The organism is Vibrio sp. Vb1337 (assembly GCF_033338715.1).
GTDB classification, from domain to species: domain Bacteria; phylum Pseudomonadota; class Gammaproteobacteria; order Enterobacterales; family Vibrionaceae; genus Vibrio; species Vibrio alginolyticus.
Genome location: NZ_JAWOTD010000001.1, coordinates 35,234 through 52,494 on the forward strand (window position 1 = coordinate 35,234; position 17,261 = coordinate 52,494).

At 44.8% G+C, this 17,261-nt stretch carries 12 protein-coding genes; 5 read left to right on the plus strand and 7 right to left on the minus strand.

Going from position 1 to position 17,261, the window contains the following annotated elements; all coding sequences use genetic code 11:
- Positions 1 to 73: 73 nt before the first annotated feature.
- From cydC to trxB, 3 genes are all read right to left on the minus strand, one after another.
- The gene (gene cydC / locus R7E42_RS00140; RefSeq protein ID WP_318072243.1) at positions 74 to 1,795 is read right to left on the minus strand and encodes a heme ABC transporter ATP-binding protein/permease CydC; all 1,722 of its coding nucleotides are present in this window, start codon (positions 1,793 to 1,795) and stop codon (positions 74 to 76) included.
- On the minus strand, positions 1,788 to 3,575 hold the full coding sequence (gene cydD / locus R7E42_RS00145; RefSeq protein WP_318072244.1) for a heme ABC transporter permease/ATP-binding protein CydD: 1,788 nt from the start codon (positions 3,573 to 3,575) through the stop codon (positions 1,788 to 1,790). The genes cydC and cydD overlap by 8 nt, the downstream gene beginning before the upstream one ends.
- Before the next feature lie 103 nt (positions 3,576 to 3,678).
- The gene (gene trxB / locus R7E42_RS00150) at positions 3,679 to 4,638 is read right to left on the minus strand and encodes a thioredoxin-disulfide reductase (RefSeq protein WP_005377991.1); all 960 of its coding nucleotides are present in this window, start codon (positions 4,636 to 4,638) and stop codon (positions 3,679 to 3,681) included.
- Positions 4,639 to 4,997: 359 nt separating this feature from the next.
- On the opposite strand from trxB, the gene R7E42_RS00155 reads away from it, so the two are divergent.
- Together R7E42_RS00155 and R7E42_RS00160 are read left to right on the plus strand one after the other, a co-directional pair.
- Positions 4,998 to 5,654: a 2OG-Fe dioxygenase family protein gene (locus tag R7E42_RS00155; RefSeq protein ID WP_005377989.1), complete on the plus strand. Its 657-nt coding sequence runs from the start codon at positions 4,998 to 5,000 to the stop codon at positions 5,652 to 5,654.
- Complete coding sequence (locus R7E42_RS00160) at positions 5,638 to 6,873, plus strand: cysteine desulfurase-like protein (RefSeq protein WP_318072245.1); 1,236 nt, start codon at positions 5,638 to 5,640, stop codon at positions 6,871 to 6,873. The genes R7E42_RS00155 and R7E42_RS00160 overlap by 17 nt, the downstream gene beginning before the upstream one ends.
- Positions 6,874 to 6,963: 90 nt before the next feature.
- Here the strand turns inward: R7E42_RS00160 and R7E42_RS00165 are convergent, their stop codons facing one another.
- On the minus strand, positions 6,964 to 7,788 hold the full coding sequence (locus tag R7E42_RS00165; protein ID WP_005377984.1) for a DUF2797 domain-containing protein: 825 nt from the start codon (positions 7,786 to 7,788) through the stop codon (positions 6,964 to 6,966).
- 336 nt (positions 7,789 to 8,124) lie between these two features.
- Between R7E42_RS00165 and R7E42_RS00170 the strand changes: the two genes are divergently transcribed.
- Entirely contained in the window at positions 8,125 to 9,444 is a 1,320-nt protein-coding gene (locus R7E42_RS00170) for a GGDEF domain-containing protein (RefSeq protein WP_318072246.1), read from the plus strand.
- 161 nt (positions 9,445 to 9,605) lie between these two features.
- Here R7E42_RS00170 and R7E42_RS00175 read toward each other — a convergent pair whose 3' ends face one another.
- The 3 genes from R7E42_RS00175 to R7E42_RS00185 form a co-directional block, all read right to left on the minus strand.
- On the minus strand, positions 9,606 to 10,976 hold the full coding sequence (locus R7E42_RS00175) for an SLC13 family permease (RefSeq protein WP_017634863.1): 1,371 nt from the start codon (positions 10,974 to 10,976) through the stop codon (positions 9,606 to 9,608).
- A gap of 218 nt (positions 10,977 to 11,194) precedes the next feature.
- Complete coding sequence (locus tag R7E42_RS00180; RefSeq protein WP_149191894.1) at positions 11,195 to 11,929, minus strand: vancomycin high temperature exclusion protein; 735 nt, start codon at positions 11,927 to 11,929, stop codon at positions 11,195 to 11,197.
- A gap of 154 nt (positions 11,930 to 12,083) precedes the next feature.
- Positions 12,084 to 13,772 (minus strand): NAD-dependent malic enzyme, encoded by a 1,689-nt coding sequence (locus R7E42_RS00185; RefSeq protein WP_005377977.1) that lies wholly within the window; start codon positions 13,770 to 13,772, stop codon positions 12,084 to 12,086.
- 213 nt (positions 13,773 to 13,985) lie between these two features.
- On the opposite strand from R7E42_RS00185, the gene R7E42_RS00190 reads away from it, so the two are divergent.
- Entirely contained in the window at positions 13,986 to 16,340 is a 2,355-nt protein-coding gene (locus R7E42_RS00190) for a helicase-related protein (RefSeq protein WP_318072247.1), read from the plus strand.
- A gap of 288 nt (positions 16,341 to 16,628) precedes the next feature.
- On the plus strand, positions 16,629 to 17,006 hold the full coding sequence (locus R7E42_RS00195) for a hypothetical protein (RefSeq protein WP_005388859.1): 378 nt from the start codon (positions 16,629 to 16,631) through the stop codon (positions 17,004 to 17,006).
- Positions 17,007 to 17,261 lie beyond the last annotated feature (255 nt).

Genomic DNA, 17,261 nt, shown 5'->3' on the forward strand with positions numbered 1-17,261 from the left:
TAGGTAACTAATAATACAGGAATAACAAAAGGGCTCATCGTTTGATGAGCCCTTCTCGTCACTGAAAATCGAATTATAGAGATTGTAATAGCTGGTAGTAACGACCTTTTTGAGCGAGTAGCGTTGGATGGTCGCCTTGTTCGATGATCTCACCTTGTTCCATCAAACAGATGCTATCCATACTTTCTAGCTCTATCAGTCGGTGTGTAATGAATACTACTGTCTTATTAGCAAAGTGTTCATTGAAAAGCGCCATCACTTTTTGTTCCGTACGCTTATCGAGGCCTTCAGTCGGTTCATCTAAGAGTAGGATTGGGGCATCACGTAGCAATGCTCGAGCAATACCGATTCGACGTTTCTCACCACCAGATAACTGACGACCGCCGTCGCCTAACCAAGCGTCTAACCCCGGCTCTTCAAGAAGTCCGCCAAGCTCGACTTTTTGTAAAATAGTAGACAGTTGCTCATCACTTGCATCCGGAGCGGCCATGAGTAAGTTGTCACGTAGTGTCCCGTTTAGTACATCTACGCGTTGACTGACCACAGTCATTGCTGCCCGCAGGTCCGACTCGCTCCAATCTCGCAGTTTTGTACCACCGATTCGAACTTCACCTTGGTTAACATCCCAGTAGCGGCAAAGAAGCTGAATCAGTGTTGATTTACCTGAACCTGTTTGACCTACAATTGCAGTTTTAGTGCCCAACGGTAGTGAGAGTGACAAGTCTTTCAGCACCTTTTGCTGACCGTCAGGGTAAGTAAAATCTATGTTGTCGAATTCAATGTCTAACGTTGTGTCTTTATGTTTCGACTGCTCAGGGAAGACAACGTCAGGTTCAGCCAAAATTACTTCATTTAAACGACGAGCAGAGGTCAACGTTTGACCGAGATACTGGAATGCGCCCGCGATAGGCATCAGAATCTCAAAGCTCGCCATGGTTGCAAACGCAAACAGCGCAATCCAAGGATCAGGAGCACGACCACCTACGCCGTCTGCAGCAAACCAAAGCATCACAACCAGTGTAATGCCGTTCACCAGCATAAGCAGGCCTGAAGCCATGCCCGTTAAGTTCGCGTTCACAAATTGGTTAGACAGCAACTGCTTCTGCTTCTCTAGAATGAGATTACGATAACGTTCTTCTGCTCCAAAGATACTCAGTTCGCTGTAGCCTTGAAGCCAGTCCAGTGTCGCCACTCGCAATTGCGCTTTATGATGAGTGAGCTTCTCGCCATTGTTTTTACCCAGTTTATAGAACAGTACTGGCCATACAAACAACATGACGGTAAGAATCGAGCCAAGCAGTAGGGCGAGATGCCAATCAAAGAAAGCCAGGACAGCCGTTAAACTCAATATGCCAAAAACACCAATCACGACAGGGCTGATAAGTCGAAGGTAAACGTGATCCATCGCATCTACGTCCGCTACTAGGCGGTTGAGCAGATCGGCATCACGCATCGTAGAAACACGACCCGGAATCAGTGGTGCAAGTTGCTTAAAGAAGAAGATACGTAGATCGGTAAGCAGCTTGAACGTTGCATTGTGGCTAACGACACGTTCTCCCCATCGACCTGCGGTTCGAGCCATTGCAGCGCCGCGTACCCCGGCACCTGGTAACATGTAGTTGAAGGTCTCACGAGCAACCGTCAAGCCTGCCACCGCTGCGGCTGAAATAAACCAACCTGATAGCGTTAATAAGCCAATAGACGCCGCTAAGGTCAGAAATGCCAGTAGCATACCTAGCGAAAGACCAAACCAGTGTTTCTTATAGAGTTTAAGATAAGGGAGTAAATCACGCATCTAAGTTCCCCTTGTCTGTTTCACGTTGTGCGAGGTTCGCTTCCAACATGTCTTTAAATAAGCCATCTTCTGTCGACAGTGTGGCGTAATCACCACGTTGAACAATCTGACCGTCCTGCATAACAAGAATTTGCGATACGTTTTGTAAAGGCGCAAGTTGGTGAGTAATCATCAAATTCGTTGTGGCATGCGCATACTTGTTAATGCCTTCCATCACGAGTTTTTCACTGCGAGCATCTAAGCTTGCGGTTGGTTCATCTAATAACCAAAAACGACCATTTTGTAGCATGGCGCGAGCCAGTGCTAAACGCTGCGCTTGGCCGACAGATAAACCACCAGAACGATCAGATATCGGATAATCCAACCCATGCATTTCAACAAATTCAGCAGCGTGAGAGTCATTCAACACAGAATGTACGTCTGCATCCTGAATATTGTGCTTACCTAGTGTGATGTTATCTCGAATGCTACCGTGTAATAGCATCGGGTTTTGACCAATCCAGCTTACTGCCTCTCGCCATGTGGCTAGATCCAGTTGCGACAATTCGCAGCCATTAATTTTTAAGCTACCTTGATAAGGCATGAAACCGAGGATTGTGTTTACCAAACTTGTTTTACCTGCGCCACTTGGTCCAACTAAAGCCGTACTTTTGTTGGCTTCAAGAGAGAAGGATAGGGGACCTGCGAGCTGCTTACCTTCCGGACTAAAAATGGTTAACTGGTCCGCTTCAATATGGATAGGGCTGTTTTTATCTAACGCTTGGGTACCATCTTTGATTTGATCGACTTCCAAATCCAGAAACTCGACAATGCTTTCTGCTGCGCCAACCGCTTGCTGTTTCGCATGATAGAACGTGCCCAAATCACGTAATGGCTGATAAAACTCTGGAGCAAGAATCAGAATGAACAAACCAGCAAAGAGCGTAACACCTGTGTCGTAGTAGCCGAAGTCCAGCTCCCCGATATAACTAAAGCCAAAGTAGACAGCGGTAATTGCGATAGAAATGGAAGTGAAAAACTCTAACACCGCAGAAGACAGAAACGCGATTTTCAGAACGTCCATGGTACGAGTACGAAAGACTTCTGAAGCCCCCTTTAGCGTCTCAGTTTCAGATTTTGTTCTATCGAATAAGCGAATGGTTGTCATTGCTTGCAAGCGGTCATAAAAGTGACCCGACAAACGCTGCATCGCTTTAAAGTTTTTACGGTTTGCTTCTGCGGCTTTCATCCCAACCAGTGCCATGAAAATAGGCACTAGTGGTGCAGTGACCAGGAAGATCAAGCCTGCTGCCCAGTTTACTGGGAATACGACAACCAAAATGATGAAAGGCACTAGTACCGATAATGACATTTGAGGCAAGTAGCGTGAGAAGAAATCTTGCATATCTTCTACCTGCTCTAAGATGAGCGTTGCCCAACTGCCAGCAGGTTTGCCTTTGATGTAAGCTGGCCCAAGCTTATGAACTTTATCTAAAATGAGTTGGCGAATATAAACTCGAATTTGCTCCCCGCAACGGTAACCGGCAAGCTCTCGACCCCAGGTACAAACAGCTCGACCGATAACCGTGCCACCGAGCCCAACAAAATGCCAAATGAGCTCGGCTTTGTCGACTTGGTCAATGATTAACTGGTGCAGAATGGAGGCGAGCAGGGCTGCTTGAGCCAATAAAAACACGCTTGAAAGTACGCCTAGGCCTATCGCAATCATAAGCCAGCGCTTGGCTAACTTACTTTGTTGCTTCAGCCACTTATTCAAGCTGCTTTGCTTTTTCTTATCCATCGTGAAGGCTTAATGATAATTGTTTTAATGAGGCGGTAGTATACAAAAGAAAACCCAGCGGGAATACCGCTGGGCTTTAAGGATATGACACAAATGTGAAAAGTTATTTGTCACCAAGTGAGTCTAAGAAACGTTCAGCATCTAATGCAGCCATACAACCTGTACCTGCAGAGGTGATCGCTTGACGGTAGTTGTGGTCCATTACGTCGCCAGCTGCAAATACACCTTCGATACTAGTTTGTGTTGCGTTGCCTTCAAGACCTGATTGAACGATGATGTAGCCATCTTTCATGTCTACTTGGCCTTCAAAGATTTGTGTGTTTGGCTGGTGACCAATTGCGATGAATGCACCCATTACATCGATATCTTCTGTCGCACCGCTGTTCACGTCTTTAATGCGGACGCCCGTTACGCCCATATCGTCACCCAGTACTTCATCGAGAGTGCGATCGGTATGAAGAACGATATTACCGCTTTCAACTTTATCCATCAGACGTTTCACAAGGATCTTCTCTGCGCGGAATGAATCGCGGCGGTGGATCAGGTGAACTTCTGACGCAATGTTAGATAGGTATAGCGCTTCTTCAACAGCCGTGTTACCACCGCCCACAACTGCAACTTTCTGATTACGGTAGAAGAAACCGTCACAGGTTGCACAAGCAGAAACGCCGCGACCTTTAAATGCTTCTTCAGACTCAAGGCCAAGGTATTTTGCTGATGCGCCGGTAGATATGATTAAGGCATCACAAGTGTACTCACCTGAGTCGCCTTTTAAACGAAATGGGCGTTGTGATAGCTCTACTTCATTGATGTGATCAAATACGATTTCAGTTTCAAAACGCTCGGCGTGTTCTTTCATGCGATCCATCAATGCTGGACCTGTCAGTCCCTCAGCATCGCCTGGCCAGTTTTCAACTTCAGTTGTGGTGGTTAGCTGACCACCTTGTTGCATTCCCGTCACAAGCACAGGGTTTAAGTTTGCACGCGCTGCGTAGACGGCAGCTGTGTATCCTGCAGGACCAGAACCAAGAATTAATAATTTACAGTGTTTTACGTCGCTCATTATGGCTCCAAAAAGGGCGTAACATTTCCCTCGATTGTATGGAAATTCTTAGTGCTTTAAAAGCATAAACAACGATTGTGATCGAATAATTGGTTATAGATTAGAACCCACTAAATATTGATTGAGAACGTTGACTTCTAGCATAAAATTCTATTCGTAGTAGAGAAGCCTAGTTTCAAATATTGTCAAAGCGTAAAACTGAAACATGGCTCTGTTTTTGTGGTTTGGTTTGGTTTGTTATGTTGTTTTCGTCGTTTTGTTGAAGCTATCAACGTTAAAAGCTGGTAATTGCAGAATATTTGCGTAACCTAGTGTGTAAATTAAATGTTAATTAATGTGCCTCATTAAAGGAGCAAATGATGTTACATTCACGTGAGAATACTCTACATTTAACACAGCTCAGCATGGCAGCAATTGAGCAGCTTTCCCCATCGTTTGAAGAACTGCCTCGTACCGAACATGCAGATGGTCAGTATCGACTACGACGTTATTCTGTGGTTGGCTTTGATAACGGCAAAGTCATCGACTTAAATAAAAATAGCTTTGTTCAATCCTCTGATATCAACCGATTTCAAGGTGATGTAGTAAGACAATTCGAGCCAATTGAGAAGGATATTCTTACCAGCGATGGATTTCGAGAAATGTGTGAATTGTTTGTCAATGCGAATCATCTGCCAAACGGTCAAGAAATAGAAATTCACCAAATCCGTATCAGGGCACTGGAAGAAGAAACCCAAGTAGCACCTGAAGGTGTGCACCAAGACGGTTTTGATCATATTGCAATGGTTGGTGTGGGACGCCATAACATCATCGGTGGCGACATCATGCTGTACAGCAGCCATAACCAAGCCCCATTTTTCCGTAAAGTGCTAGAAACCGGAGAGGTCGCAATCTTGGCTGATAGCAAGCTGTGGCATAACGCGTGCCCAATCCGCTCTGTTATTGATGACGAAGCGGGCCATATGGATGTATTTGTACTTACTGCTACGGATAAGCGTAATGAACTTCAATCTTAATCAGATCAGAGAGCAATTTCCGGCGTTGGCTCAATACCACAACGACAAGCCCGTGACGTTTTTTGATGGTCCAGGTGGCTCACAAGTGCCTCAACCAGTACTAGACAGCATGGTTGGGTATTTAGGTCGTTTCAACGCTAACTTAGGCGGGCATTATTTTTCTAGCCAAGTGACCGTTGACGTAATGCAAAATGCGCGTGAGTCGGCTCAGGCTCTACTTAATGCCCCTTCATCTGGCAATATTGTCTTCGGTGCCAATATGACCTCACTAACCTTTCAGCTTAGTCGCGCGATTAGTCGAGATTGGCAAGCAGGAGATGAGATCATTGTCTCCGCTTTGGATCACTATTCAAATGTATCCAGCTGGCAGCAAGCGGCAGAAGATAAAGGCGTTACGGTTCATCAAGTTCGTATCAACGAAGAAGATTGTACGCTTGATATGGAGCATTTAAGCCGCCTTCTTTCTGATAAAACGCGCCTTGTCGCTGTGACTTATGCATCGAACACGACGGGCTCTATTGTGGATGTACAGCAAGTAGTCAGCATGGCGCACAATGTTGGGGCACAAGCTTATGTGGATGCCGTCCATTATGCGCCTCATCATTTGGTTGATGTTCAAGCGTTAGGTTGTGACTTTTTAGCTTGCTCAGCTTACAAGTTTTTCGGACCACACGTTGGTATTGCTTACATAGCCGATCAGTGGCTCCACAGTATTCGCCCTTACAAAGTCGAGCCTGCCACTAATATAGGCCCTGGTCGATTTGAAACAGGAACGCAAAGTTTTGAAGGTCTTGCTGGTGTCGTTTCTGCGGTTGAGTATCTGGCTCAATTTGGTGAAGTCGGTTTACCTCTTCGCCAACGATTGGAGCAAAGCTACCAACTGTATGAACAACATGAGCAGCGCTTGAGTGAGCGTTTCTTGCAGCGTTTGAATGCATTAGATGGTGTCAATCTATTCGGTATCGCAAAGGAAGATAGCCAACTCCGCACGCCAACTTTTGCGCTAACGTTTGACCGATATTCTCCAGAGTTCATCGCGAAAACACTGGGTGAACATAACATTTGTGTATGGAATGGTCACTTTTATGCGTTGGGCTTAGTTCGTCAACTTGGTTTAGAAGAATCGGGTGGTGTAGTGCGAATTGGTTGTATGCATTACAACACAATAGAAGAAGTCGATATGTTATTCGATGTGCTAGAAAGCATCCTTGACGCATAACTAACGATTTCTTCCTAATAGAAAAACAAAAGCTCGAGTCAAACTCGAGCTTTTTTCATTTTTATTTGAATCAACGCGTTCTGCAAGCGATTACTCACTAACTTCAACTTCATAGGAAGTGAATTTTCTTACATTAATAACGCCGGTATCAAAGATGAGGTATTGACCTTTGATGCCTTGCAAAGTGCCAGTAACAACCGGGTTTTTATCGAAGTTATGCGAAGTGATCTTCGTTGGGTGCTGTTGTACCGGGTAGCTAAGGTCGGTAATGCTTTCGTTTAATACTTCAATGGCATCTTCGCCGAATTGCTGTTTTATCTCGGCAATTTTCTCTTCGACTAAAGGCAATAGCTCAGCAAAACGGTCCTGCAATGCCATAGGTTCACCGTCACCTTTTAGCAGTGTGCGCCAATTGGTCTTGTCTGCGATATGTTTCGCCAGTTCAACTTCAATTAAACCGGAGATATGGCGAGTTTTTACTTTAAAAATTGGCAAGCCCTGAGTCGCGCCTTGGTCAATCCAACGAGTCGGGATTTGAGTATGACGAGTAATACCAACTTTTAAGCTGGATGTGTTGGACAGGTAGACAAAGTGATCCACCATGCAATTCTCTTCACCCCATTGTGGTTCGCGACAAGTCCCTTGATCGTAGTGGCAGGTCTCTGGCTTCATGATACACATGTCGCAGCTTGCTAGCTTTTTCATGCATACAAAACAGTGGCCTTGCGAATAACTCTTTTTCGTTTTCTTTCCACATGAGCAACAAAAAATATTGCCAGTGTGAGTCAGTGTGAGCGTTTTACCCAGAAACGGAGTTAAGTCGATTTCTTCCTCACCGACAGGAAGACGGTAGTTGACGGCACCGTCCAGAGAAGCACGCATTTTGTTTAGCGTGCCAGTTGCAATTAATGACATGACATTACTCATTATTGTGTTTTTGCACAGTATATACTGAAGTGGAGAAGAGATGCAGGGTTGACAGGAGCTTTAAAGTAAATGTCTTGCACTAAATTATTATGCATCGTGTTTTATTTTCTAAAAATTATGGCTGTGAAATGCTTCGCAAATAGAAGTTGAGCTGCACTTTTTAGAAATTTTAAAACGTGATAACGGTTCAAAATCCGTTACTATGTGTCGAAACTAAGAATTGAATGAGAAAGTGATTTTATTTCTTGATAAATCACCTTGATTTCATTTTTTGAAATTATTGAACCTCACGTATTGCATATAATCTCAGCAGGTCACTTGCCCATGAAGTGGATCCATAACTTTATCTTTGCTCTTTCTATTTGCACTATCAGTTTGGTTGCCCTTTATAGTGTGCTTGGCGATACGCGAAAGCTGACCATTACACCTGAGCATTTCAATATCTATGCAACTAAAGATGCCAGTGAAGGAGGTGTGAGTGAGGCTGATATCACATACGATCGGCAAAGCCTAGTTCTTAGCTGTGAACTAAAGCAGAGCTCGTATGCTTGGCCTTACTGCGGAATCTCGGTTTATACCGATTCAGCAACGCCAACACAGGGTATTGACCTTTCCAACTACCATACGATTCGATTGAAGGTGCGATATGAAGAGGCAGGAATAGGGGCTAACACTAGCCACGACCTACGTTTGTATCTTCGCAATTATAATTCTGAGTATTCCAAGCCGGACGACGAGTACACCATTAAATATAATGGCATGCAGTTTTCTCCGTCGGGTTCGATCGATATTGTCGAAATTCCGATTAAAAATCCTCAGGTGATGACCTGGTGGTTAGCAGATAACGGAGTCGCGATTGAACACTCTGCACCTGAATTTTCAAACATCACACGTATTGATATTGCAACTGGGTCTGGTGCGGCACTTGGTAAACATAGAATTGTGATTGATAAAATTGAGTTTGAAGGCGCTTACCTTGCGCAAGAAACATTGTTGTATGCATTATTACTCTCTTGGATGGCGCTTGGACTGGCTTTTTCACTGCATGAGTTACGAAAAAATAGAGTGGCTTATGAAAAAGCGCAAAAGCGTCACCGTCATTTGGAAAAGGTGAATGATACTTTGCGAGCTCAAAACTATGAGTTTGCAGAGTTAGCGCATCGAGATGCTTTGACGGGCGCGATGAACCGATATGCTGTGCAACACTGGCTGGAACAACAATCTCGTCAGGTTCGCTGGGGGCATAACACCTTCAGTATTCTCTATTTGGACTTGGATAAGTTTAAAAAGGTGAACGACAAATTTGGGCACCAAATGGGGGATGACATATTGCGCGAATTTGTCATGGTGGTAGCGACTTCTATTTACTCAGACGATCGACTCGTTCGTTGGGGCGGCGAAGAGTTTGTCGTATTTTGCCCTGATACCAATATTGAACAAGCGTTAGAGAAGGCAGAAATGATTCGCAAAAATGTGGAGGATCATTTGTGGGTGCACGGTGATTCATTAACTTGCAGTATTGGCGTTGCCCAAATGCAGAATGAACGCGTCTCAGAAACCATGGCGAGAGCTGACGAAGTGTTGTATCAGGCGAAGCGCAATGGCCGCAACCGAGTGGAAGCTCATTATGGTTTACTTGCTTGAGAAAAGAAGCAAGCCTGATAGCCGTTCACTGAAAGGAAAGAAAAAAGGTGGCCAACTGGCCACCAAGAGGGAAACTGCTGAACACCACTTAGGGGGGGAAGTTTGGGTTATCGATACGATTACCGTGAGCAGCAGTGTAGTGCTAATCGAACTTGCTATTTTTACCAGAACAACCAAGCGAAAAGCGTTAGTGCAGCAATACACGCAATGTTTAATACGAAACCAATTCGCATCATTTCTTTTTGCTTGATATGACCCGTACCGAACACAATCGCGTTTGGAGGTGTTGCAACTGGTAACATAAATGCACAAGATGCAGCGACGGCAATCAGTGCAGAAAGAATAACCGGAGACATGCCTAAGGCTTCTGCAATGGTCGCAAATACAGGGACAAGTAGCGCAGCACTGGCGGTGTTACTCGCAAACTCAGTCAAGAAGACAACAAAAGCAACCACTGCAAGAATCGTTAAGAGAATACCGGCTTGCTCAAGGAAGCCTGACAAGCTATGAGCCAAAAATACGCTTGTTCCGGTTGCTTTTAGGACGTTACTCAGACAGATACCACCACCAAATAGGATTAACACACCCCAGTCGGTTGTTTTCTCAATATCTTTCCACTCGACGGCGCGAGAAGCACCAAGTAGAAGGATGGCGCCAATGGCTACAAGAGTATCGAACTTCGCGAAGCCACCCAGCATAGCGTTAATAGGCTTACTGAATATCCACAAAGTTACGGTCAGTAAGAAAATCGCCAACGTAATCATTTTGCCGTTTGTCCATTCGACTGGTTGATGGTCAAGGTCAAACTTGTGGCTAAGGTCAGGCTTAGTCATCGTGTACAATACGAGGATAGCGATTGGCATTAATACTAGGGAAATAGGTACACCAAACTTCATCCATTCAGTGAAGCTTAGGCCAACTTCAGCGGCTGCAATTGCGTTTGGTGGGCTACCAACCAGTGTTGCAATACCACCAATTGAAGCACTGTAAGCGATACCGAGTAGAACAAACAAAAAGGTGTTGTGGTTTTTCTTGGCGTCTAGCTTTGTCATCACACCCAGCACAAGCGGTAACATCATCGCGGCGGTGGCGGTGTTTGAAATCCACATTGACAGGCCAGCACTCACACCAAATAGCATGAATACAGCGACAGACATTTTTCCTCTTGCCAGCAATAGTACTTTATCTGCAATCGCTTGATCTAACTTTTGTTTATGTAGAGCCGCAGCTAGTGCAAAACCACCCAAAAATAGAAAAATGATGGAGTTGGAAAAGTTATTCAGTGCGGCTTGAGTGTTGAACACACCCAAAAATACCGCAAGTAGTGGTATGAGCAGCGCAGTGATGCTGACGTGAATCGCTTCGGTTAGCCACAAAATAGCAACAAAAACTAAGATGCTCAGGCCGGTTACTACTTGTGGTTCAAAGGGTAAGGTATTAAACAAGATAATGAACAATAGGATATTCGCGTTCAAAATCATGCTGTTGCGAGTGAAGAACCAATTCTTCAATGTCACAGCGAGTGCGGTCATGGGTAGTGCTCCTTTTGCATTGCCTTTTGTCGGTTTTTTATGGCAAAGTAACTGACTTGTAGTTATTTATTGATGAAATGTTACTTTGAATGCGAAAAAGAGTTTTGCCTGAATCGTAGAGCAAATTAGAAAGTGTGATGTTGAGAATTGGAAATGGGTAGAAAACTACCCATTTGTTTTATAGAAATGTTACTAGGCTTGTGAGCCACGTTATTCCTCTATTCGACGGGGACTTGAAGAGGCTCGTTAGCTGCTTTATTTGGCTCTTTTACTGCAACGATAGGTTCTTGAGGGCCAAGAAACTTAGGCTGCGTATTGATAATGTACAGGTCTAAAAACGCTTTCACACGGGCTAGCAGTTCTCGAACACGCATCGATGTTTTTTGCTTGTTGGCCGTCGGCCCTGCTACCGCGAGACACTGTGCATCAATGCTGTAAGCATCAGCGATGAACAGTGCGCGTTCACAGTGAAAGCGCTGAGTCACAATCAGAAATCGCTCCGAAGCAAAAATTTTTTTCGCTCGTACAATCGAATCTAAGGTACGAAAGCCAGCATAATCAAGGTGAATCACTTCTTCAGGCACGCCTGCTTTAAGTAAATCGCGTTTCATTGTCCACGGTTCGTTGTATGAACGGTGGGCGTTATCGCCACTCAATAAAAACTGTTTTACTTTGCCTTGGTTGTAAAGCTCAATCGCCGCATTAATGCGATGAGTGTAGTAAGTGTTGAGGATCTTTCCGATGTACTTACTGGTACCAAGAACTACGGCAACCTCATGTTGAGGGATTTGCTCGTATTCAGTGAAAATGCTCTCTTTGGCTTGTAAAACTACCCATCGGTCGATGGCAACAACAGAAACAAGCAGACTAAGTGCAGAGATCGACAAAATCAAAGCAAATCGCTTCCAGGAAAATTTCAGCTTCCACTTTGATCTTATGCGAGAAAACAACAAAACGTTTTATATCCTTAACTAAAAATGTAGTTCTCATCATATCTGATAGAAACAAAAAGAGAGAAGCCCATTTATGCCAAAATCTGGTTAGGATGATAAAAAAATAAAAGCCCCTACATGGTAGGGGCTAATTATTAAACGAATTGTCTCAAGCTTAGAACGCAGTGCGTTTGTAGCGGCGGTAAACAGGTTGCCAGAACGACTGTTCAATCGCCACGTTCAATGCTTCATCAGTAATTTCTAATGCGACACCTTGTTCAATTGCCTTTTTACCAACGGCAAATGCGATTTTTTTCGATACTAAGTGGATCTCTTCTAGTGGTGGAAGTAGAGCCCCACGACCGTTGATTGCTAGAGGAGAACATGTTGCGAGCGCACGGCTTGATTCCATTAGCATCTCGTCAGTGACACGTTTTGCATTGACAGCAAGTACACCAAGGCCAATGCCTGGGAAGATGTAGCTGTTGTTACATTGTGCAATAGGGTAAGTGCGACCTTCATGAACCACTGGCTCAAATGGGCTACCTGTTGCAACCAGTGCTTCACCATTTGTCCAACGAATGATGTCGTTCGGTGTCGCTTCCACGCGGCTTGTTGGGTTCGACAGTGGGAAGACAATCGGACGCTTACAGTGTTTATGCATTTCTTCGATGACTTCTTGGCTAAATAGGCCAGGCGCACCAGAAACACCAATTAATACCGTTGGCTTGGCGTTACGCATAACATCGAGTAGTGAGAAGCCATTTCCTTCATTTTCCCACTCTTTCGTATTGGTATGCTTTTGCACCAAGCGTTGTTGGAAATCAAGAAGGTTAGGCATGCCTTCTTGTAACAGACCCCAACGGTCAACCATGTAAACTTGTGAGCGAGCTTGCTCGTCAGAAATTCCTTCCGATACCATTTGTGCGATGATCGCTTCTGCGATACCACAACCAGCAGACCCTGCGCCTAGGAAGGTAATACGTTGTTTAGAAAGCTGAGTTCCTGCTGCTTTACAAGCTGCAAGTAGAGAGCCAACAGTAACAGCAGCAGTACCCTGAATATCATCATTGAAGCAACACACGCGGTCTTTGTAACGCTCAAGAAGAGGCATCGCATTTTTCTGAGCAAAGTCTTCGAACTGGATCAAAGCATCAGGCCAACGGCGCTGTACCGCTTGGATAAACTCTTCTACAAATGCATCGTATTCTGCACCCGTAATACGAGGATGACGCCAACCCATGTACATCGGATCAGCTAAGCGTTGCGGGTTATTGGTACCCACATCAAGCACGATTGGTAGCGTGTAAGCAGGGCTGATACCACCACACGCGGTATATAGTGACAGTTTACCGATAGGAATACCCATGCCGCCGATACCTTGGTCACCCAAGCCAAGGATACGTTCGCCATCTGTCACAACAATCACTTTAACGTTGTGGTTTGCTGCGTTGTTCAGCAAGTCGTCAATACGGTCACGGTTCGGGTATGAAATGAACAGACCGCGACCACGACGGTAAATGTTAGAGAAGTTTTCACATGCTGCGCCAACAGTCGGCGTGTAGATGATAGGCATCATCTCAGAAATGTGATTTTGCACTAGGCGGTAATACAATGTTTCGTTGGTGTCTTGGATATTACGCAGATAAATGTGTTTATCCATATCGCTTTCGAAACTTTTGTATTGCTGGTAGGCACGTTCCACCTGCTCTTGGATAGTTTCGGTCGACTCTGGAAGCAGACCTTCTAAGTTGAATGAACTACGTTCTTCAGCAGAGAATGCACTGCCTTTGTTCAAAAGAGGGGTTGCTAAAAGAGCCGGACCCGCATATGGAATATATAGTGGGCGTTTATCGTTGTTCATTGGGTGCCTTATGTAGGGTTGAAGGATGCGCACCAAATTTTAACGGGTTCACTATTTAGTTGTAAACATGCGTTGATGCACATCAATGTAATGTCGCAAAAAAATTCAGAGACCGACGAAAATATCGGCAATATTGGTTGTTTAGAGATACCTAAAGCAGGATTTTTTTACTTGGGTATAATGTTTTGCATCATCAAATCAAATCCAATTTCTATGTTTCAACTACCTATCGACAGCCTGCAAGCTGAGTTTGACCATCATGTAAGCCTTAACCATCTTGTGGTGGAAGCCGAAACCGGGTCGGGTAAATCTACCCGCTTGCCCATGTGGGCGGCAAAACACGGACGCGTTCTGGTTATTGAACCACGTCGAATTGCTTGTACCTCGCTGGCTGAATTTCTTGCGGAGCAATCTGGAGAGCCAATAGGTCGCAAAGTCGGTTACGCGATCAAGCTTCATGCCTACTTTGATGAAAAAACCGAAGTTGTATTTGTGACTCCGGGGGTTGCACTGCGTTGGTTTTCGGAAAACAAGCTAGCAGACTTTGATGTCGTGATAGTGGACGAATTTCACGAGCGACGCTGGGATATTGATCTATTAACCGCCATTTTGAAGCAAGAAAATCAACATCGATTGATCGTCACTTCTGCTACCTTAGAAGGCGAAAAGCTTGCTCGTTACCTGAATGCTAAGCGTCTGCGTTCGGAGGGACGTTGCTTTCCAGTCACGGTGACACATCGTTCCACAGACAGCCGCTATTTACCGAACAAAAAGGGATGTGAACAGGAGGTTGTCGGATCGGTAAAAGAAGCACTGGAAGATGAAGATGGCGATATTCTTGTTTTTCTCCCAGGACGTAAAGAGATCGCCCAATGCGCGCAGATGCTACAAAGCAGCAGTGATGTCATGGTGGTTAAACTTCATGCCTCGGTCAGTGATGAAGAACGACATCGTGCGCTGACGGTACAAAAGCAACGGAAAGTCGTATTGGCAACCAACGTCGCGGAAACCTCTCTGACCATTCCTAATATCCGTGTGGTAATCGATAGTGGTTTAGAGCGCAGAACTGTACAACGAAATGGACGTACAGCACTGACATTAACCAACATTTCTAAGGCCAGTGCCGCGCAGCGAATGGGGCGAGCAGGTCGCGTTACCGAAGGGGCTTGTATTCGTCTATATGGTGAGCGCGCGCCTTTAGAGTTGGTGACACCTCCAGAATTACACAGAGAAGAGCTCGTCGAGCCCATGCTGGCAGCGGCTTGTTGTGGGTACCGTCTCTCAACACTCGATTTTCTCGACTCAATTCCAGAAAAGTCGCTAGAGGCATCTCATTCGACGCTGTTATCCATGGAAGCGATTGATGAGGATGGCAATGTCACGCAGCACGGGAGAAAAGTATATCCACTACCCATTGATGCACTGTTTGCCGATCTCGTTACCAGAATTCAAGCGAAGCCAGAGAAGGAAGCAATGATTGATTTGGCTGCCGCCTTATCTGTGCCTGCGCAGCTCTATCAGCGACAAAGTGGTGAAGTTGCTGAGCTTCTATCTCAAGAGGAGCCATACGGATGTGATGCCTCTTTGTTGATCCGTTTGGTTCGGGGGGAGCGACTTCCGGGCATTGTCATTGATGCCAGCGCACTCGAAGAGGCACAAGGTTTAGCGAAACAAATGCGAGAAGTATTTGAATTACCGGAACTTGACGTTGCCTCTCGATATAAACGTGAAGCGCTCTTTTTCTCCATCGCCTCATTGCACCCTGAGCTTGTGTTTGTCCGACGAGCTCGTCGAAGGGATGCTCTAGGAAATGGCGTAGTCGAGATGCTGGTTGGGCGTAACAGCCGCTTTCCTGACAAAGAAGAAGCGGCAATCGTGCTAGACAGCCATAGCGTGCCAGGACGAGGCGTTAAGCAAACACTGAACCTCGCATCGGTTATGATGCCTATCCCGCTGACATTATTACGCGAACTTGAATTTGGGGAGTGGCAACAAGGTGAGACGAATTATGAAGAAGATACGCCAAGAGCAACAATGCACTTGGTCTACGCCGGGCGAACAATCTGTACTGAACATCAAGCGTTAAAAGGTGATGTTGCTGTTCATTCTATTGTCGAAATGATAGAAGACGAGACACTGTTACCAGGTTTTGCTTCTCAAAGAAAACAGCAAATCCAACACTGGAAACTCTACAACGCATTGGGCCTTAATGTCGAAGGAGAAGAGGTTAACGACTTGGCCTCCTTGACATTTTCTAGCTGGTTAAAGGATCAGTTGGAAACATTAGGCGTTGAAAACATCGATGATATGGCGTTGTTTGAACCAGAAGACTTAACATTTAACGGTGTTCCAGAATGGGAATACGACGATTTCACGGAGCAGTACCCTTTAGAACTTTTGCTGCCAGAACTCCAACTAGATGTCGAGTATTACGCGTCTCGCAAGCTGGTACAGGTCGTTTATCGAGAGGGAAACCGTAAGGGAGACCCGAAGCGTTGGGAGCTGCCACGTTGGGCGGGTTGGAAGATACAGTATAAAAAGGCCAGTCGAGTGATTGATGTAAAGTAGGTCGGCGGATGACGTTGTGACAAGAATTGATATTTTCTTGGTGAATCTATAATAATTTCATATTGATAGCGTTACTTGCGTGTTGTTTTTAGTTTCTTAATTGAAATATTAATCAATTGAATGCTTATATATGGCGAAGCTGTACATCAGTTGTTACAAAGCTGGTTTTAATATTTCCTTTTGTATGTAAATTAGGGCATAAAAGACGAATGTTTTATATCCCATTGCTATATCAAAACAGTTGAACGATATTTGGTATATCTCATTTTCGAGTGTCGGGGGCATAGAATGGATCAACAAGGAAAGACGTGCATTGAATTCGACTACACTAGCTTTTTAGGAGCGACAGGTAGTAAAAAATGGACCTTTTTAGAGGCATTTGCCACCATCGCGCCTATTTTCGGTTTGATGTGGAAACAGAACATTGCGGAATTGCGCAAGCCTGAAGATCGGTTGTGGGATGCCGCATTAAAATCGATGTCTTCTCGTAAAAGTGATGAATCCAATTTGGTCCGCTTAACCCAGCTAGCTAAACATGAAGGGATCAATGAATTGCGAGTCGTTATGCCATATTCGCTCGATGTTCAGCAAATCGAGTACATAGAATCTCGCAGTCAGTTGAAGGTGGATACGTCAGAACAAGATGTCCTTAACATCAAGTTTTAGGCTGAGCATTTCCACTTCATCGATGTACCACTTAACAATAGTGCAATGAAAAGCGACCTCAAAGTAGGTCGCTTTTTTATTTTGAGGTTTTTGTCACAGGTCTTGGAAGTGTGATGAATATAGAGTATTTGCACTTAAATTAACAAAAATGTAACGTTTGGAAATGCAATTGTCATAACTAGCTTCTAACTTTGTGTTTTTAGGACAAATTACCGACTAAGTGGTTGGTACTGTAAGTTCGAATTAACGTCCCTT